The sequence below is a fragment of the Acrocarpospora phusangensis genome (assembly GCF_016862995.1).
Taxonomy (GTDB): Bacteria; Actinomycetota; Actinomycetes; order Streptosporangiales; family Streptosporangiaceae; genus Acrocarpospora; species Acrocarpospora phusangensis.
The window spans coordinates 19,233-38,171 of sequence record NZ_BOOA01000024.1 but is presented as its reverse complement, the minus strand read 5'-3'; the positions used below and the strand labels follow the sequence as shown (position 1 = coordinate 38,171).

At 71.6% G+C, this 18,939-nt stretch carries 16 protein-coding genes; 8 read left to right on the top strand and 8 right to left on the bottom strand.

Going from position 1 to position 18,939, the window contains the following annotated elements:
* Nucleotides 1–3: 3 nt before the first annotated feature.
* From Aph01nite_RS16370 to Aph01nite_RS16340, 7 genes are all read left to right on the top strand, one after another.
* Nucleotides 4–1,014, top strand: a complete 1,011-nt coding sequence (locus Aph01nite_RS16370) for an ABC transporter ATP-binding protein (protein ID WP_204041745.1) — start codon at nt 4–6, stop codon at nt 1,012–1,014.
* Nucleotides 1,011–2,018, top strand: a complete 1,008-nt coding sequence (locus Aph01nite_RS16365) for an ABC transporter ATP-binding protein (protein ID WP_204041744.1) — start codon at nt 1,011–1,013, stop codon at nt 2,016–2,018. Before Aph01nite_RS16370 ends, Aph01nite_RS16365 begins: the two co-directional genes overlap by 4 nt.
* Nucleotides 2,015–2,890 carry a GNAT family N-acetyltransferase gene (locus tag Aph01nite_RS16360; RefSeq protein WP_204041743.1) on the top strand — a complete coding sequence of 292 codons (876 nt, stop codon included), beginning with the start codon at nt 2,015–2,017 and terminating at the stop codon, nt 2,888–2,890. Before Aph01nite_RS16365 ends, Aph01nite_RS16360 begins: the two co-directional genes overlap by 4 nt.
* Nucleotides 2,887–3,786, top strand: coding sequence for an N-acetylmuramic acid 6-phosphate etherase (gene murQ / locus Aph01nite_RS16355; protein ID WP_204041742.1), 900 nt, complete (start codon nt 2,887–2,889; stop codon nt 3,784–3,786). The genes Aph01nite_RS16360 and murQ overlap by 4 nt, the downstream gene beginning before the upstream one ends.
* A gap of 6 nt (nt 3,787–3,792) precedes the next feature.
* The gene (locus Aph01nite_RS16350; protein ID WP_204041741.1) at nt 3,793–4,860 is read left to right on the top strand and encodes a serine hydrolase domain-containing protein; all 1,068 of its coding nucleotides are present in this window, start codon (nt 3,793–3,795) and stop codon (nt 4,858–4,860) included.
* Nucleotides 4,861–5,024: 164 nt separating this feature from the next.
* Nucleotides 5,025–5,363, top strand: coding sequence for a histone-like nucleoid-structuring protein Lsr2 (locus Aph01nite_RS16345; protein WP_204041740.1), 339 nt, complete (start codon nt 5,025–5,027; stop codon nt 5,361–5,363).
* Between the two features lie 407 nt (nt 5,364–5,770).
* On the top strand, nt 5,771–6,067 hold the full coding sequence (locus Aph01nite_RS16340) for a hypothetical protein (RefSeq protein WP_204041739.1): 297 nt from the start codon (nt 5,771–5,773) through the stop codon (nt 6,065–6,067).
* 78 nt (nt 6,068–6,145) lie between these two features.
* Here the strand turns inward: Aph01nite_RS16340 and xynA are convergent, their stop codons facing one another.
* The 6 genes from xynA to Aph01nite_RS16310 form a co-directional block, all read right to left on the bottom strand.
* On the bottom strand, nt 6,146–7,156 hold the full coding sequence (gene xynA, locus Aph01nite_RS16335) for an endo-1,4-beta-xylanase XynA (protein WP_204041738.1): 1,011 nt from the start codon (nt 7,154–7,156) through the stop codon (nt 6,146–6,148).
* Nucleotides 7,157–7,544: 388 nt separating this feature from the next.
* Nucleotides 7,545–8,618: a Gfo/Idh/MocA family protein gene (locus Aph01nite_RS16330; protein ID WP_204041737.1), complete on the bottom strand. Its 1,074-nt coding sequence runs from the start codon at nt 8,616–8,618 to the stop codon at nt 7,545–7,547.
* 15 nt (nt 8,619–8,633) lie between these two features.
* A complete protein-coding gene (locus Aph01nite_RS16325; protein WP_275419242.1) occupies nt 8,634–9,536 on the bottom strand; it encodes an aldo/keto reductase in 903 nt (300 codons plus the stop codon).
* A 50-nt stretch (nt 9,537–9,586) separates the two neighbouring features.
* Entirely contained in the window at nt 9,587–10,390 is an 804-nt protein-coding gene (locus tag Aph01nite_RS16320) for an SDR family oxidoreductase (protein WP_204041735.1), read from the bottom strand.
* A 189-nt stretch (nt 10,391–10,579) separates the two neighbouring features.
* Nucleotides 10,580–11,146 (bottom strand): DUF1707 SHOCT-like domain-containing protein, encoded by a 567-nt coding sequence (locus Aph01nite_RS16315; RefSeq protein ID WP_204041734.1) that lies wholly within the window; start codon nt 11,144–11,146, stop codon nt 10,580–10,582.
* 125 nt (nt 11,147–11,271) lie between these two features.
* Nucleotides 11,272–11,961, bottom strand: coding sequence for a hypothetical protein (locus Aph01nite_RS16310; protein ID WP_204041733.1), 690 nt, complete (start codon nt 11,959–11,961; stop codon nt 11,272–11,274).
* 143 nt (nt 11,962–12,104) lie between these two features.
* Between Aph01nite_RS16310 and Aph01nite_RS16305 the strand changes: the two genes are divergently transcribed.
* Entirely contained in the window at nt 12,105–16,079 is a 3,975-nt protein-coding gene (locus Aph01nite_RS16305; RefSeq protein ID WP_204041732.1) for a CHAT domain-containing protein, read from the top strand.
* Between the two features lie 7 nt (nt 16,080–16,086).
* On the opposite strand, the gene Aph01nite_RS16300 is transcribed toward Aph01nite_RS16305, so the two are convergent.
* On the bottom strand, nt 16,087–17,304 hold the full coding sequence (locus Aph01nite_RS16300; protein ID WP_204041731.1) for an alpha/beta fold hydrolase: 1,218 nt from the start codon (nt 17,302–17,304) through the stop codon (nt 16,087–16,089).
* Nucleotides 17,305–17,318: 14 nt separating this feature from the next.
* Nucleotides 17,319–18,863 (bottom strand): S8 family peptidase, encoded by a 1,545-nt coding sequence (locus Aph01nite_RS16295; RefSeq protein WP_204041730.1) that lies wholly within the window; start codon nt 18,861–18,863, stop codon nt 17,319–17,321.
* Nucleotides 18,864–18,939 lie beyond the last annotated feature (76 nt).

Genomic DNA, 18,939 nt, shown 5'->3' with positions numbered 1-18,939 from the left:
CAGATGACCGAATCATTCGCGCCCGGCGTCCGCGTCCGCGACCTCACGGTCGTCTACAAGACGCCCGCCGGTGAACTGCCCGCCCTCGCCGGGGTCGGCCTCACGCTCGCGCCCGGCACCATCACCGGCATCGTCGGCGAATCCGGCTCGGGCAAGTCCACCCTCGCGCTGTCCCTGCTCAACGCGGTCCAGCCACCCGGCAGGATCAAGGAGGGCAGCGTCGAGATCGACGGCCTCGGCGACGTCGTCAAACTGGACGGCGAGGACCTGCGCCAGGTCCGCGGCCGCAAGGTCGGGTACGTCTTCCAGGCCGCGCAGAACTCCCTCAACCCGCTCAAGACGGTCGGCAAGCAGCTCCTCGACCTGGGCCGCTCCCACGACGTGGCCGACCTCCAGGCCCTGGTGCGCGACGCCAGGGAACTGCTCGGCCGGATGGGCCTGGACGGCGCCCGGGTGCTCGACTCCCACCAGCACGAGCTGTCCGGCGGCATGCGGCAGCGGGTCGGCATCATGCTCGCGCTCGTGCTCAACGCCCACCTGGTCGTCCTGGACGAGCCCACCACCGCACTCGACATGATCACCCAGGCCACCATCCTGCGGATCGTCCGCGACGTGCACCACGAGCGCGGCCTGACCACGCTGATCATCACCCACGACATGGGCGTCGCCGCCGAGGTCACCGACAGCCTCGCCGTCATGTACGGCGGCCGCGTGGTCGAGCACGGACCCACCACGGAGGTGCTCGGGGCGCCGCAGCATCCGTACACGCAGGGCCTGATCCGGGCCATCCCCCGGCTGTCCGGCGACATCGACGAGGCCAGGGCGCTGCCCGGACGGCCGCCCACCCTGGGCACCATGCCCCGTGAGGGCTGCGTGTTCCGGGAGCGCTGCCCGCTGCGCATGGACGTCTGCGACACCGTGGACCCCGCCCCCGTCACCCGCGGCGAGCGCACCGTGGCCTGCCACGCGGTCGGCCACCAGGTGTCCCCGCCCCGGCGCAAGGAGTACGCGTGATCACCGGCACCGGCATCACCAAGACCTACAAGCAGCGCGGCCACATCCTCGGCGGGCGCGACGTCCAGGCCCTGCGCGGCGTCGACTTCGACGTCAAGAAGGGCGGGGCCGTCACGTTCATCGGCGAGTCCGGCTGCGGGAAGACCACGCTCGGGCGGATCGTCGCCGGCCTGGAGACCTGCGACTCCGGCGAGATCGTCATCGACGGCACGCCCATGTCGGGGCTGCGCCACCGGCAGCGGCAGGCGCATTTCCGCCGGATCCAGCTCATCCACCAGGATCCGTACTCGGCGCTCAACCCCACCCGGACGATCTACCAGACGCTGCACGCGCCGCTGGCCCTGCGCGCCCGGCAGACGGGCCGGTCGAAGGCGTGGGCGGAGGAGCGGGCGCGCGAGCTGCTGACCCTGGTGGGCATCGACCCCGGGTACGTGCTCCCGCGCTACCCGCACCAGCTGTCCGGCGGCATGCGGCAGCGTGTCGTCATCGCGCGGGCGCTGACCGTGGACCCGGAGATGCTGGTCGCCGACGAGTCCGTGTCGATGATCGACGTGTCGCTGCGCCTGGGCATCCTGGCCCTGCTCAAGGACCTGCGCGAGCGGCTGGGCGTCAGCGTGCTGTTCATCACCCACGACATCGCCACCGCCAGGTACATCGGCGAGGACGGCGAGCTCTACGTCATCTACCGGGGCCAGGTCGTGGAGCGCGGGCCGACCGAGACCGTCATCTCGGCGCCGGTGCATCCGTACACGCAGGCGCTGCTGTCGGCGATCCCGGTGCTGCGCGGGGTCGAGCGGCCGGGCGCGGAGCGGGTCGAGCCCACCGAGGCCCTGGACGAGCGGCACGTGGACACCGGCTGCCTGTTCGCCCGCAGATGCCCGTTCCGCACCGACGAGTGCGAGGCGGAGCGGCCGTCGCTCGGCAACGGCGGCGGCACGCCGCAGGAACACGCGTGTTTCCACCCGCGGCCGCGTAGCGTCATCCCCGTGGAGGCCTGCGCATGATCGAAACCCTCGCGGACCCGCGCGCGGCGGGCGACCTGGCCCGCGACGCGCTCACCCTGGACGCCGACGCCGCGGAGGCGCTGGTGGCCCGGCTGGCCGCGCCCCCGCCGGGGCGCAGGTGGACGGCTCTCGCCACCCCGGACCTCGACGGCGTCGTGTTCGCCTCGATCTCCGACCGGCAGGCCGCCGCCGGGCACCTGGACCTGCTCGCCGTGCGTCCGGCCGCCCGGGAACGGGGTCTGGGCCGGGCGCTGGTCGGGGCCGCCGAGGATTGGCTGCGCGCCGAGGGCGCCGAGACGGCAAGCTTCGCTGCCAACCCGCCCTGCTACGCCTGGCCCGGCATCGACGTGCGCTACACCCCGGCCCTGTGTCTGGCCCGCAGCCTCGGCTACGAGCGGTACGACATCGCCTGCAACATGACCGTGGACCTGTCCCGCGACTTCTCCTCCGGCGCCGACGAGGCCGCCCTCGCCGGCAAGGGCATCACGGTGCACGCCGCCCCGCCGGGGGAGCGCGCCGAGGTGGCCGAGTTCGTCCGGCGGGAATGGCACGGCGGCTGGGCGTGGGAGGCCGAGCAGGCGGCCGGCTGCCACTACGCCACCCGCGACGGGCGGATCATCGCGTTCGCGTCCTGGGGCTCGCGGCCCCTCTGGTTCGGCCCCATGGGCACCGCCGAGGCGGGCCGGGGGCTCGGCGTCGGCCGGGTCCTGCTGCGCCGCTGCCTGGCCGAGCAGGCCGCCGCCGGCCTGGCGACCGCCCAGGTCGGCTGGGTCGATCCCATCCACTTCTACGCCAAGGCGGTCGGGGCCAGGGTCGAGCGGGTCTTCTGGCTCTACCGCCGCGCCCTCGGCGCCCACCAGGAGGTGTCATGACCGAATCGCTAGGCGCGCTGGTCACCGAGCAGAGCGACCCCCGCAACAGCCGGATCGACACGCTCCCCACCGAGGAGATCGCCCGCCGCATGAACGCGGCCGACGCGGCCGTGCCCGGCGCGGTGGCCGCCGCCATCCCGGCGATCTCCGCCGCCGTCGACGCGATCGCCGCCCGGATGGCCGACGGCGGGCGGCTCCTGTACGTCGGCGCCGGCACGTCCGGGCGGCTGGCCGTGCTTGACGCCTCCGAGTGCCCGCCCACCTTCGGCACCGACCCCGGGCTGGTACGCGGCATCATCGCCGGCGGCGAGGAGGCGCTCGTCCGGTCCGTCGAGGGCGCCGAGGACGACGCCGGCGCCGGAGCGGCCGTGGTCCGGGCCGAGGCCGTCGGCCCGCGCGACTCGGTCATCGGCATCTCCGCCAGCGGCCGGGCCCCCTTCGTCGTCACCGCCGTGACCGAGGCCCGCCGCGCCGGCGCGCTCACGGGCGGCGTCTGCTGCAACACCGGCACGCCGCTCGCCGCCGCCGCCGACCACGCCATCGAGGTCGTCGTCGGCCCCGAGATCGTCACCGGCTCCACCCGCCTCAAGGCGGGCACCGCCCAGAAGCTGGTCCTCAACATGATCTCCACGATCGTGATGATCAGAACCGGGCGCACGTACGGGAACCACATGGTGGAGATGGCCGCGACCAACTCCAAGCTGGCCGACCGGGCCGCCCGCATCGTCAGCGACATCACCGGCGCGGGACTGCCCGACGCCAGGGCCGCCCTGGAGGCGGCGGGACTGGAGCTGAAGACCGCCGTCGTCATGATCGAACGCAAGGTGACGGCGGGCGGGGCCCGCGCCCTGCTGGCCGCGTCGGGCGAACGCCTGGACACCGCGCTGAACGCGTGACGCCGCATGCTGGATGACCTGCTCGGGGCGGCCGTGCCGGGAGTGGCGTCGGCGGCCGTCGCCATGGTCGCGGTGGACGGGGTGACCGTGGCCGCCGTGGCGGCGGGCGAACTCGTCCGGTACACGGACGCGGCGGAGACGCTCGCGCCCGAGCGTCCCGCCGCCGGGCTGGACACCGTCTTCGACCTGGCCTCGGTCACCAAGCTGTTCACCACGGTGGTCGTGCTGTCCCTGGCCGAGGACCGTCGCCTCGGCCTCGACGACCCGGTCGCGACCTGGCTGCCGGCGCACTACGCCGACCGGCCCGCGGTGACGGTCAGGCACCTGCTCACCCACACCGCCGGTCTGCCTCCCGGCCGCCGCGTCGGTACGGCTCCGCCGGGCCGGGCCCGGTGGGATCTGATCCTCTCCACGCCCTCGTCCACGCCCGCCGGCATCGCGTACACGTACTCGGACGTCGGCATGATCACGCTGGGGCGGGTGGCCGAGATCGCGGGCGGGGCCCCGCTCGACGTGCTCGTCCGCGACCGGGTCACCGGGCCGCTCGGGCTCGCCGACACGATGTACCGGCCCGGTCCCGGGCTGCTGCCGAGGATCGCCGCCACCGAGTACAAGGCCGGCCGGGGCGGCTGCGTACGGGGCGAGGTGCACGACGAGACCGCGTACGCGCTCGGCGGCGTCGCCGGGCACGCCGGGCTGTTCGGCACGGCGGCGGACCTGCTGCGCTTCGGGGAGATGCTGCGCACCGGGGGCGCGGGAGTCCTCCCGGCGCGCGCGGTCGCCGAGATGATGCGCGACCAGGGCGTGATCGGCGCGGAGTTCCGGCAGGGCCTCGGCGTACGGATCGGCGACCCGGCGCTGTCCGGGCCGCTGCCGGACGCGCGTGGCCACACCGGGTTCACGGGCACGTCCCTGCTGGTGGATCCGGGCCGGGGCCTGACGGTCGTGCTGCTGACCAACAACGTGCACCCGTACCGGGGCAGGGCCGGCATCCGCGACCTGAGGAACGCCGTCGCCGCCGCGGCCGGCGATCGGCTGCCCGGCGGACTGCCGCCGCCGCGCGCGGTCTCCTGATCAGGCGGCCTTCTGGCGGCTTTCTCGTCCGCACATCTTGGAGAGCGTGATGGGGGCTTTTGTCACGATTTCATGATTAGGCGAGAGAATGCTCCGGGGATTTTTGGTCAGCCCGGTTGGGCCGTTAGGGTATTGCATATATCGCACAGCAAGTGGAGCGGATCATGACCAAGCGCATCGTTGAGCAGGTCACTGATGACCTGGACGGCACTGCGGGTGCCACCACCTATCAGTTCGGGTGGGGCAAGGACACCTTTGAGATCGACCTCAGTCAGGAGAACAGGGACAAGCTGGAGAAATTCCTGGCGCCCTACATCGCCAACGGGCGGCTGCTCCGTCAGGGGCGGCAGGTCCGCGGGCGGCGGGTGGGCGTCGGCCAGGGCAAGCTGAGCCGGGAGAAGTCCCAGGACATCAGGGAATGGGCCAGGGCCAACAACCTTCCGGTGAGCGAGCGCGGCAGGATCGCCGCCACCGTCATCGAAGCGTACACGGCGGCCCACTAGCCGACGCCGGGCCTATTGGCTGTTGCGGTGATTTGGGCGACGTGAGCCAATAAGCGTGAGGTTCGGGGCGATTCGGCCGAGATTTCGACATTGATGTCCGCGCCGAGCTCTTCGGTTTCCCGGACTCACCTCGCGCTCTCCGGCCGTGGCGGGGCGTGGAACGCTGGCTCGGTATGCGGAGTAATACGGGAATGATGCGATTCGCGGGACGCCCGTCCAGGTTGACTCCCCTCTTGCTCGCGGCCTGCTTGGCCGCCGCCTGCGCACCGGACTCCGCGCCGGGGACGCCCGCCGCCGCGTCCCCGGCGCAAGCTTCTCCGAGTGTTGATCCGAGTGTTGATCCGAGTGCCGAAGGGACATGCGCGCCGCCGACCCCGTCGAAGATCGGGATGCCCGAGGTCCAGGGTGTGGCACGGGGAGTCGAGTTGTGGGCGCTGCTGTTCGCCCCGTCGCCGTTCCCGGCCGGCAAGGAAGTGAAGATCGTCTGGCGGATGACGGGAAGCGGCCCGCTGACCGTGGCGGCTACCCTTCCCGACGGTACGGCGGCCCAGCTCAAGTGGGGTCCCGAGGAGCACGGCGACTCGAACTGGGAACGTCCGGGCGAGGAGTGGGGGACGGGATTCGTCTTCCCCAAGGCGGGCTGCTGGAAGTTCCATCTCACCCGTACGGCGGGTGACGGCGACGTGTGGCTGCCCGTGGCCTGAGGCGGATGTTCCGGGCAACGGTGTGGCGCGGCGGACACGGGCCGCCGCGCCACAGGTGTGGTGTCCCCGGTATCCGGGTCAGCCTGCGGTGCAGGAGACCGACGGCCAGGTCCAGTTGCCGTTGTGCTGGATGGTCATGCCCCAGTTGTTGCCGCTGCCGTTGGAGCGGGCGACCAGCTGCTGCTGGCTGGGGTAGCTGGCGTTGACGTTCCAGGTGGACAGGACCCTGGCGGGCGACGGCACGTTCACGGTCACGGTCCAGGTGCTGGCGCCGGAGACCGAGACGTTGAGGTTGTAGCGGTCGCTCCACTGCTGGCCCGCGGAGCGCGTCGCGGTGCAGCTACCGCCGCCGCCACCGCCGCCGCCACCACCGCCTCCGCCACCACCGCCGCCTCCGCCACCGCCACCGGTGCCGCCGATGGTGATGTTGGAGTTGCCGCTGCTCTGGTAGCCCTCGGTGGCGAGGATCATGTAGTCGTGGCTGCCCAGGTTCATGCCCCTGCTGGCCCAGGCGTCGAAGTGGTTGCCGGATGTGATGGTTCCGCCGGTCTTCTTCGACTGCCGGACGCTCCAGTACTGCTGGAAGGTCCGGGTGCCCTCGATGGAGGGGGCGTTGGTGCGGGTCGTCTGGTAGATGTCGTACGTGCCGCCGTCACTGGTGACCGTGCCCCGGAACGTCCCGGTGGGCCGGTAGGTGCCCCAGTTGTCGACGATGTAGTACTCGATCAGGGGGTTGCGCGTCCATCCGTACAGGGTCAGGTACGCGTTGCCCGAGGGGTTGAAGCTGCCCGAGTAGCTGACACTCCTGCGGCCGCCGGTGCTCCAGCCCTTGCCGGCGACGAAGTTGCCGGTGTTGCTCCACTGGGTGCTGTAGTTGCCGCCGGACCCCAGTTCCATGGAGACCGTGCCCTGGCTGTCGGTCCAGAACGAGTAGAAGTAGCCGTTGTTCGTGCCGGTCTGGTTCGTGGTCACGGCCGCGTGGGCGACACCGGGCATCAAGGTGACCAGGATCAGTGCGGACGTCCAGGCGATGCCCATGAACAGCCTGGTGCGTCCGCGACGCGTGGGAGGGGCGGGGGAGTCGTTCATGTACGTGCTTCCTCACCGTGAAAGCCGGCCGAGGGCGGCCGGGCAGCGCGATACGACCCGACGGGAGCAATCGGTGACACAGGGTGACGCCCGCCGGGCATCGGTTTTCGCACGACGTGGCGGGTGGGCGCCGTGCGGCCGACTATCGGCGGACCAGGTTGGCGAAAGTATGTGCTGGCTCCGTGAGACTGTCAACAACTTTCGGTAACACTGGGAAACATTTCGGTAATTTGATCTCGTTAAGCGCTTTTCGCGGAGGTGTTCCGCCAGGTAGGAGCCCTCGCCTGTATGACCAAGCCTGACGATGGCCGATGAAAGTGTCTTGCGGTCGGTTAGGGAGCGTTAAGTTATCCCGAAAATTTCGGAGTACTTTCGGTCGTGTTGCGTCCTACCCGGCCCAGGCTTCCCGGCCCGTGGCGACGGTGGTCCCGGAGCGCAGCGCCGCACCGATGGCCAGGCTGATCAAGTGGTCCTGGCAGCCGTCGGCCAGGGGATAGGGTGCCGCGGCCTCGCCCCGGCACCAGGCCGTCATCTGGCACAGCAGGCTGACCACGGCCAGGTCGTCCTCGGAGAACCGCGCGCCCTGGTACTCGTTGCGGTAGACCACCCGGCCGTCGAAGCTGATGTGGTCCAGGTCGAAGCCCTCCAGGTTCAGGTCGATCCCGGTCTGCCGCCGGATGAGGTGCGACTCCACCGGCGTGCGCGGGTCGGCCATGCGCACGACACGGTCGTCCACCATCTCCCCGTTCGACCCGCGGACGACGATCCGCCGTCCGCGCAGCGGGTTCCACCACTGGTTGTCGGTGAAGTCGTACAGCCCCACGCCCGCCTCGAACTCCAGGGTGGCGATCGTGGTGGCGGCCGGCTTCGGCGTGGCGTCGCCCGTCCAGCCGTCCTTGGACAGCGGGTCCACCAGCGGCGCGGTGAAGGACCGGGCGGTGACCACGGCCTCCTGGAAGCCGGCCCCGAGCAGGTGCCTGATCATCGACACGGCGTGGTAGAGATGCGTGGACGACACCTGCACGGACGTCACCTGGCCGATGACGCCTTCGCGGGCCAGCGCCAGCCGCGCCGCGTGGCCCGGCATGTGCAGGTACTGCTCGGCCACCTGCACCAGGCCGCTGGCGCCGACCGCGTCCCACAGATCGCGCAGCCCCTCCAGGTCGGCGGCCGGTGGCGTCTCGGCCAGTACGGGGACGCCGTATCCGACCAGTTCCCTGGTGACCTCGGGGGTGACCGGCCAGGGGACCGACGGGATGACGAACTCCGGGCGCTCCGCCGCGAGCAGGTCCCCGATCGAGCGGAACGCCGGGACTCCCCACGTGGCCTCGACCTCGGCGGCGCGCTCGGCCGACCGGGTCACGACGCCCGACACGGACAGGCGTTCGGGCAGCTGCCTGGCCAGTCGTACGAAGAACTCCGAACGCCACCCGGTGCCGACTATCCCGAACCGTGCGCGCATGATGCTTCCCTCCTGCTAGTTGAGCCAGTCCTCACGTGGCGCCGCGAGCGGTTCGAGCTGGTCCCACATCTCGTCGGGGATCGGCCATCCGGCCAGTTCCAGGGTCTGCGCGACGCGTCCGGGCGCGGTGATGCCGACGATCGTGGACGCGATCCGGGGTTCCCGCAGCGAGAACTGCAGGGCCGCCGCCGCGAGCGGAACCCCGTGCTCCTCGCATATCCGCCGCATGGCGCGTACGCGGTTACGGGTCTCCTCGCCGGCGGGGCGGTAGCCGTAGTCGGGGTGCGCGTCGGGGCCTTTGACCAGCATGCCGCCGCCGTACGGCGCGCCGTTCACGACGGCGATGCCCCGCTCCGCCGCTTCGGCCAGCAGCGGCTCCGCCGAACGGTCCACCAGCGTGTACCGGTTGTGGGTGATCACGGCCTCGAACGCCCCGGTGGCGACGTAGCGGCGCAGCAGCCCGACCGGTCCGCCGGCCACGCCGACATGGTCCACGACGCCTTCCTCGCGGAGCGCGACCAGCGCTTCCACCGCGCCGCCGGGGGCCATGCCCTCCTCGAAGCCGATGCGCTCCGGGTCGTGGAAGTAGAGCAGCGGCAGGCGGTCCAGGCCCAGCCTGGTCAGGCTCTCCTCCGCCGACGCGCGTACCCGGTCGCCGGAGAAGTCCCCGCTCACCGGGTCAGGGTCGACCTTGGTGGCCAGGACGAATCCCTCCGGCAGCCCGCCCCTGGCCCGGAGCGCCTCGCCGATGCGAAGCTCGCTGTCCGGGTACTCGTTCGAGGTGTCGACGAAGGTGATGTCCCCGTCGAACACCTCCAGCATCGTCGCGACGGGCTGCTCCGCGCGCGCCAGCATGCTCGTTCCGGCACACAGGGGTGTCACCGACAAGCCCGTACCCCCAAGCGGACTTGTCCGCATAGCCCCCGCCTTCCTGGTAAACGCCCTCAATCGTCACATTGGTTCTATCATCACCTCTGGTTTCCGTTTTCCCCAGCGTGCTCGGCCAGGAAGTCCTCCCAGGTTCGTTTGCCGGTCGCGTACGCGGGGGCCAGGTTGGCGCCCTCGCGGAAGGCGCGGGCGGCCTGGCCGGGGAGCCTGATCGGGATGATCGGGCGGCGGCGGTGCGTGGCGCGGAGGTAGCCGCGGATGAGGTCCGTCGTGGCGTACACGCGGGGGCCGGCCATGTCGGGGACGAGGCCGGCGGGTTCCGCGAGGGTGAGTTCGGCCAGGCGGGCGGCCACCTCGGCGGTCTCGACCGGCTGGAAGCGGAAGCCGGCCGGCGCGGGGACGATCGGCAGTTTCGCCAGCTGCCGGGCCGCCGTGAAGAGCAGGTCGTGGAACTGGCTGGCGCGCAGAGTCGTCCACGGGACGCCGGAGGTGGCGATCACGTCCTCGGCGGCGCGTTTGGCGGCGAAGTAGCCGAACATGGTGCGGTCCGCCCGGCCGACGACGGGGACGCGGTCGGCGCCGACGACGGAGATGAACACCAGGTGGCGGGCGCCCGCCCGGGACGCCGCGCGGACCAGGGTGCGGGTCTCCTTCTCGTCGTCCTTGCCGCTGCCCGCGCAGTGCACGATGGTCTCGGCTCCGGCCACGGCGTCGTCGATCCCCGCGCCGGTGATCAGGTCGCCGGTCACGTACTCGACGCCGTCCTCGGGCGCGTGGGCGCGGCGGCTGAGCACGCGCACCTCGCTGCCCGCCGCTCTCAGGCGTGGTACGAGCTGACGCCCGAGGGTGCCCGTGCCGCCGGTGACCAGAATGGGGGAGGTCATTGTCGTATCTCCAGATCGTCCAGCCGGTTGTTTTCCTGCTAGGACGATTCGTGGCGGAGAAATGTGACATTCGGGCCGAGGGGTCAAGGCCGGCAGCGAGGGCGTCATCCCGGCGGCGTCCACGGACAGGATGTCGTCGGCGGAGATGGGCCTCGGCCAGTTCCGGGTCTGCCCTGTTCGGCGGAGCTGTCAGCGCCCCGGGTACTTGACCTGGATGCGGCCCATGCCGACCTTGCCGCTCAGCCGCAGCGTCGTCAGCACGTCCGTGTCGGTGGCGCCGCTCGCCTTGTTGATCACGTGGCCCATGCCGGTGACCATGCCGTCGACGACGGCGACCCAGCCGCGCGGCACGATGAGGATGATCTTTCCGGAGCCGCAGGTGCCCTCCAGCCGCACCTCACGGTGATGGCACACGGCCTCGGTGAAGTCGATGGTGATCGTGCCCATCGTCACCTTCGCCGTGATCCGCTCGGGTACGACCCAGCGGCCCACCTGCCTGATCGTCCCCGACCGGGTCTCCAGCACCAGCGCCTCGGCGTCGGGGAGCAGCGGACGGCCCCGCGGGAGATCCAGGATAAGGGCGTCGAGCTCGGCGTACGTCCTGGCGGCGTACACGGCCTCCAGCCGTTCGTCGAGCTCGTCCAGCGTGATCCGGCCCTCGCCGGCGGCCACTCGTAGTCGTTCCGACACCGCCTCGCGGTCCGCGTCCGAGGCGCGCAGATCCCCGTGGATCTCACTGGAGCTTCGCTCAGTCACGAGATCAGGTTATTCCCTGGAGCGCGGGAATGGCGGTTCCCGGGATTCGGCAGTGGCGGCTTATGTCGGGAGGTTTGAGAAATCGCACTTGTTCGACACATCGATCCGGGAGCGTTCCATGGCGGTCAGCGGACGGCGACGTCCAGGGTCGCCTCCCAGGAGGCGAGACCGGAGGTGGCGAACTGGGTGTCGTTGACGTTGGCGGCCATGCCGCTGGAGGTGATGTACGACATGGCGATGGTGCCGCCGTCGATGTCGTACGTGCCGGTCACCTCCAGGGAGCCGCTGGCCACCTCGGTCTGGTACGACGACGACCCCGAGAACGAGATGATCCCGCCATCCATCTGGTACGAGCCGGTCACCGGCATCAGGTCGGTCCTGACGTCCACGGTCTCGTAGTGGAACGTGCCATCCTCGTCGAAGCGGAAGCTGCCGTTGGCGGCGCGGTTCTGCTGGGCGGCCTGCCACTGGGGCTGGCCGGCGGTCTGCGTGAACGACTGGAGGCCGGTCGCGCCGACGTACAGGGGGAACGAGACATCCGAGTCGTCGCTATCCGTAACGTCTGAGCTGTCTTCGGTGTCCGTCGTGTCTTCAGTGTCCGTGGTGTCTTCGGTGTCAGTGGTGTCGGACGAATCCGAGGTGTCGGACGTGTCCGAGCCGGTGTCGGTGTTCGTCGTGTCGCTCGTGTCGGTGTTCGTGTCGGTGGCGACGGTGTCCGAGCCGGAGCTGGAGCTGCCGGAGTCGGACGAGCAGGCGGTGAGCGCGAGGGCGAGGGTCAGGCCCGGGATGGCGATGAGCCGCAGGAGGAGTCTCATGAGGCCAGGCTGCGCGGGGGTGTCGTAGGGAACGGCATCAGATGATGGAGTCTCGCCCATATTCTCCGCCACATAATCGGTGAGTAGCGTTCAGAATGAACCTGGCATGAACCTGGAGTCAGCTCAAGTCGATCGGACGGGCCATGACAGACGATCTGCCCCGCGTCAACGAGCTGATCGACCGCATGTCCCCGCGTGATCCCGACCGCATCGAGCTGATCCTCCACCGGGCGCGTCTGCTCCTGGCCCGCGCCGCCGCCGAGGCGGACTTCGGTGCCGTGACCTTCGTGGTACGCGACCTGGAGGACTGCCTGACCATGACCGGCGGGCGGCACGACGAGCTGGTGTCCCTGCTCGCCAGGACGCATCGCTTCTCCGCCGAACTCCTGCTGGACGGCACCAGCACCGAGTTCGCCGTCGCCGCGCTGATGGGTGCGGCCCCGGGGAAGACCCTCCCCGACGCCGTCGAACGTGGCATCTCGCACCTGCGCCGGGCGGCCGTCCTCGCGCCGGAGGACATCGAGACGCAGCTCACGTACGCCACGATGAGCCTGCTCACCGGGGCAGCGGCGGACGCGGCCGACGTCACCGAAAGCGCCCGGCCGATGGACCCGGAAGACGGGCACCGCCTCGCCGCCGTGCGCGCGGTGCTCGACGCCGCCGCCCGCACCACCGAACCCGGTCCGCAGGTTTTACGCCGAGCCCTGGAACAACTACCCGTCCCGCATCCCGGCCGCCCGCTCGTCGCGCTGCCCCTGGCCCGCGCCCTCGCCGCCGTACGCCAGTCCGCCACCGCCGGCCAGACTCTCGGCGAAGCCCTCGGCCTCCTCACCGAACTCCTCGAAACCCCACATCCGACCCGCGAGCCCATGGTCCTGGCCCTGTTCTCGATGGTCAGCGGCAACCTCCAGGACAAGGTCCCCGCCGACTTCCCCCGCCTGATCGCCGCCCTCGGCCCCGGCCAGGACCCCCTCACCCTCGCCACACTCGAGGCGGCCCGCGCCTACACCGAAAACAACCGCTCCCACCTCACCACCGCCGCCCACCACCTAGCCGCCCTCATCGACAAAGCCACCACCACCCCGTCCGCCTACGCCTCCGGTTCAACCGCCTCCGGTTCAACCGCCTCCAGCGAAGCCGCTTCCGGCCCAGCTGTCTCGCACGATGTTGTCTCTGCGTTGACCGGCTCGGGTGAAGCCGCCTCGGGCTCTGCCGCGTCCGATCAAGCCGCTTCCGGTGAAGCTGCCTCCGGCCCAGCTGTCTCGCACGATGCTGTCTCTGCGTTGACCGGCTCGGGTGAAGCCGCCTCGGGCTCTGCCGCATCCGATCAAGCCGCCTCCGGTGAAGCTGCCGTCGGAGATCTCGACGTCGAGCATGTCGAGATGCTTTGTGTGGCCGCCATGCCGTTGTTCATCGAGCGATACGTGGCGACCAACGCGCTGGAGTTCCTGGACCGGGCGGAGCGCTGCTGCGATCTGCTGGAGCGCTCGCCACGCGCCGAGGACGAGGAGTACCGCTCGATGGTGGCCGCCATGCGCGGTCTCGTCCGCGTGCACCGGGCCATCCTGACGCAGGATCCCGACGCCACCAGGGACGCGATCCGCGATCTTGGCCCGGCCGTGCAGACCGAGGCGCACGCCAAGCTGATCACGATGATCGAGGCCTTCGCCGACGCCCTGGACGGCGATCTGACCTCGGCCCGCCTGCTGGAGCCGCCTCCGATGACGCACCCGGCGGAGGGCGGACGGCCGGGCCACCGGCTGGACGCCGCCCAGCACGGCGTCGTACACGTGGGACGCGGCCTGGCCGGCGACGAACAGGCCATGGACGAGGGCATCGACCTGCTCCGGCGGGCCATGACACTTCCGGACAATCACCTCCTCTCGCACCTGCCGGTGGACGGCCTGCTCGGCATGGCGCTGATGTACCGGGGCTGGGACGGCGGCCGCCGAGACCGCGACGAGTCCGTCGAACTGCTGGAACGAGCCGCCGCGCGCGCCAGAGCGGAACCGGGCGCGCGCTGGGCCGGACGCGTCCTCATCAACCTCGGCCGCTCCCGCCGCCGCCGCGCCGACCGCCGATGCGGCGACCAACCCGGCTCGGTGGCCGCCGGCCTGGAATCCCTCCGCGTACGGCTCGGCGACCTCCTCCTGCAAAGCGGCGCAGAACGCTCGCTGCCCATGTCCACCGAGGCAGCCGTGATCGCCGTCGAAGTCGCCTCCTGGGCACTGGCCGACGGCGACGACGAAGCCGCCGTACAGGCACTCGAACTGGGGCGAGGACTCGTCCTGCACGCCGCCACCCTCGTCACGGAGACTGCGGAACTCCTCCGCGCGGCAGGCGCCGCGGACCTGGCCGGCCAGTGGGACGCCGCCCTCGCCTCCGGCCCCGGCACACTCGGCGTCGACGTCCCAAGCTCCCTCCGGGCCCAAGCCCTACGCGCACTACGCGACACCCCCGGCGAGAACCGCCTTCTCTCCGCCCCCGGCGCGTCCGAGGTGGCCGCCCGCCTGCGCACCGGCGGCTGGGACGCCCTCATCCACCTCCTCCCCCTCTCCGAGTACGGCACCGGCCGCGCCGTCCTGATCCACCAGACCGGCGAAGTCACCCAGATCGCCATCCCCGGCCTGGACACCCGCCCAGGCACCCCCATCCACGCCTTCACCACCGCCGAACGCGCCCTCCGAGCCGACCGCGACTCCACTCAGGCCCGCCAGACCTGGGAACAAGCCCTGGAAACCGTCTCCAACTGGGCAGGCGACCACGTCATCGCCCCCCTACTCCACGGCCTCCACACCGACCACAACCCACCTAGGCTGGTCCTCATCCCCTGGGGCCCGGCCGGCGCCGTCCCCTGGCACGCCGCCCACTGGAACGGTCACTACGCCTGCGAACAAGCCCTCATCTCCTACGCCGCCTCCGCCCGCCAACTCGGCACGGTCACCCGCCGGCGCGGCACGACCGCCCAGGCGACGAGGGCGTCCGGCGGGGCTGCCCATCCGCTCGAAGAGTCGGCCGATCGGTCCGGTGGGGTCGTCGGCCGGCCGGGTAGGTCCAGCGGTCAGCCCGGCGAGTTCGCCCGCGTTGTCGATGTGTCAGCCGATCGACTGGAAGCGCCCCGCGATCCGCCCGGCGCGTCAGCTGGGCAGACGGCTGGCGGCGAGCCCGTCGTGATCGTCGCTGATCCTGCGGGGGCCGCCTTGCCGTGGGGCCGCTGGGAGTGTGAGCGCATCCGGCGGACCAGCTACCCGGACGCGCTCCGCCTCGGCCGCTGGCGGCGCGAACCAGGCGGAATCAAGGGCACCGTCCCCGCGAGCACTACCTCCAGCGGGACTGCCCCCGCGAGCGCTCCCTTCAGCGGGACTGCTCCCGTGGGCGCTGTTTCCACGGACGCTGCTCCCGCGAGCGCTCCCTTCAGCGGGACTGCTCCCGTGGGCGCAGATTCCACGGACTCTGGCTCTGCGAGCGCCCCCTCCAGCGGGACTGCTCTCGTGGGCGCTGTTTCCACGGACGCTGCTCCCGCGAGCACTGCCCCCGCGAGGACTGCCCCCAGCGGGACTGCCGTCGGCGCGGATCCCGCGAGCGCCGCCGGCTCCGCGGGCCCTGCCCCGGCCGTCGTTCCAGCGACCGCGTCAGCCGTCCTGGCCGCCCTGAAGACCGCTCCCGTGCTCCACTACGCCGGCCACGGCGCGTCCGGCGCGTCCTCCGCCCTGTCCCATCTCCTGCTGGCCGACGGCGAACTCCCCGTCCGCCGCATCCTGCGCGAAGCCACCGCCCCCGGCTCGCTGGTCGTGCTGTCGGCCTGCCTGACGGACCTGTCCGACAAGGACTACGACGAGGCGCTCACGCTCTCGACCGCCCTCATCGCCGCCGGAGCCGCGGACGTGGTCGGCTCCCGCTGGACGATCGACGACGACTGGCGCACCGGCGTCATGATGACGATTTTTCATCATTACCTGGGCGAAACCGGTCATCCGGCGGAGGCTCTGCGCCTGGCCCAGCTCTGGATGCTGCACGGCGACCGCACCCTCCTCGACACCCTCGCCCCCGACGTCCGCGACCAGCCCGAGAACCTGGCCGCACTCGCGATCTGGGCCGCCTTCACCCACCACGGATGACGGAACGTCAGACCGTCATCGCCTGCACCATCGCGTGGGCCACCTCACGCCCGGTCACCGCTCCATGGTTGACGACGAAGGGATCCGACCGCAGGTTGTAGACCCGCCCCGGCCTGAACTCGTACGTCCCGCCGACCTCCAGCAGCTCGTCCGGCGGCGCGGCCACCTGCGGCGTACGCAACGCCCCGTTACGCCCGATCCCCCCGTACGCATCGTCCGGACCCCCGACTCCCGACGCGTTCTGCCGCGCCAGCCGGGAGATGATCGCGTACGCCAGCCCGACCGCCAGATCCCGCGCGCTGTGCGTGATCAGCATCGGACCCGCCAGCCGCCCAGGCGACAGCACATTCTGGAAGAGCCCGTCCTTCGACCCCTCAAAGTCCGTGGCCAGCGCGAAGTGACTGAACGCCCCCTGCAGCAGCGTGATCGAATGCACCGGCGCGTGCCGCTGCGCCGCCGCGATCACCAGCCGGGCGCCGAACGAGTGCCCGGCCAGATGCCGCCGCACCCCGGGCGCCACGGTGGCCAGCTCGTTGAGCAGCCGGGCCACCCCGGTCCCCCCGACCGTCCCGGCCCGCTCCTTCATCGTGAAGTACGTCGTCGTGTTCAGCAGCAGCCGCCCCGCGTTGAACACGTCCCCGAACGACGGCAGCCCGGCCGCGCCGCCGGGATCCTCCGGCAGGAGTGCCAGCGGTAGCGGCTCGGCGGCCAGCGCGAAGGCGGTCGCCGCGTCGCCCACGGTCAGCAGCGACGGCGGCGGCTCCTCGTCCTCCGGAGCGGACGCGGGCAGCGCCTCACGGAGCAGCTCCAGGAAACGCTCCTGCGCCTCGGCGGTGCCGAGATCGGACACCAGCGCGTCGAGGGCCGCGGCACGCTCCGGATCGGTCACCGTCTCGGCGATCTCCGCCCGGAGCAGTTCCGCGCCGCCCTCCACGGCCAGGCCGCCGCCCGCGAGCATGCCGTCCGCGGCCCACCGCACCGAGGGCCACAGCACCCCGATCACGACCAGCCGCATGCCCGCCGGGCGCGGCACCGAGTCCAGGCTCGCGGCCAGCTTCTCGTACAGATCCTCGGCCGCTGCCATGTCGTTGTTCCAGCCGTGCGAGAGCACCAGGACGTCCGTCACGCCCGGCGCCCGGACCAGGTCGATCGCCCGCTGCCGCTCGGCCGGGTCGTGGGGTTCTCCGCCGGAGCGGAACTGCACCTTCGCGTACGGGAATCGCACCGCTCTCTCCCTCCTCAGACCAGCTGGATGGCGCGCATGGCGTCGACCAGCCCCGCGCCCTGGAACGACCGGTCCCGGCCCAGGTCGATGGCCGAGCGCATCAGCGTCTCCTTGACCTCGCGGGGACGGCCGATGAACTCGCGGTGCACCGACAGGAAGCCCGCGATGACCCCGGACACGTGCGGCGCGGCCATCGACGTGCCCGAATCCTCCACGAACATGGCGTCGGGGACCGTGCCGGTGGCCCGCCGCAGCAGCGCCCCCGCGCCCGCGCTGACGATGCGCTCGCCCGGCGCGACCAGGTCGGGCTTGGGCCGCCCGTCCCCGGTCGGCCCCTTCGAGGAGAAGTACGACACCCCGCTCACGTGCGGGCGGCAGGACGTCGAGCCGACCGTGATGGCCAGGTCGGAGTTGCCGGGGTCGTTGATGGTCATGTCCAGCCCGAGTCGTACGGCGCGGCTGCGGGTGTCCTGGGCGAAGCCGTAGCCGGTGTTGCCGGCCGCGACCACGACGACGACGCCGCTGCGCACCAGCAGGTCCACCTCGCGACAGACGGGGCTGAGCCCGGCGCCGAACCAGCTGGGGTCGAACGGGTAGCCGACCGACAGGTTGACGCCGTGCACCTTGAGGTCGCGCCCGCCCGCGTTCAGGTCGCTGATGTACTGCAGCGCCTGCAGCACGGCGGTGACGTCGCCGGTGCCGTCGTCCCTGAGTACCTTGCAGGACAGCAGGCGGCAGCGGGGCGCCATGCCGCGGAACGACTCCACCTCCAGCCGCCGCACGTCCAGCTGCCCGGACACGGCGCTGCGCTCGTCCTGGAACCAGGCGGCGGCGACGAGCGGCTTGGTGTGGTCGCCCACGGACTCGCCGGCGAGGATGCCGGCCACGTGGGTGCCGTGGCCGTACTCGTCGAGGAGGGCTTCGGCGTGGGTCTTGCCGGGCACGAAGCTGCGGTGCCGCACGCCGGGCAGCTCGGTCAGGTTGCGGTGCAGGTCGAAGTGGGGGTGCGGGGCGATGCCCGAGTCGAGCACCGCCCAGACGATGTCCTCGCCGGAGGCCTCGAAGGTGCGGTGCGCGGCGGCGCACTTGGTGGTGATGACGCTGCGGTGGGTGAGCGCGCTGACCTCGAAGTTGGGCCAGAGCCGGTGGATGGACCAGCGGGGCGCGCCCGGCAGCGCCAGGCCGGGCTGCGCGGCGTTCCGGCCGGTGGCCATGTCCCGGTCGACCAGCTCGCGGATCTCGTCGGCGGTCAGCGCCACCGCCAGGTACGAGCCGACGGGCCGGGCCTGCCGCCCGGCGACCTCCTCGATCAGCGCGTTGACCTGGTCGTAGGCGCCCTGCACGCCGCCCGGGTGCGAGGTGCGCAGTTCGATCACCACGCCCAGCTGGCGGCCTTCCGCCTCGGCCATGCGCTCCATCAGGGGGCGGGAGATGATCGAGTCGGCCATCAGGCTCGGGGCGGCGGGGACGTGCTCGCGGTGGGCGGTCTCCGCGGTGCCCGCGCCGTACTCGCGGGGAATCTCCTGTTCCTCCCCGCCGGGACCGTCCGGCCTGCTCATATGTCACCTCCGCGCCTGTGGCCGTCCACGTTAGGCGCGGGGGAGCGGATCCGGATCGGTCGTCGGCCTAGGGAAA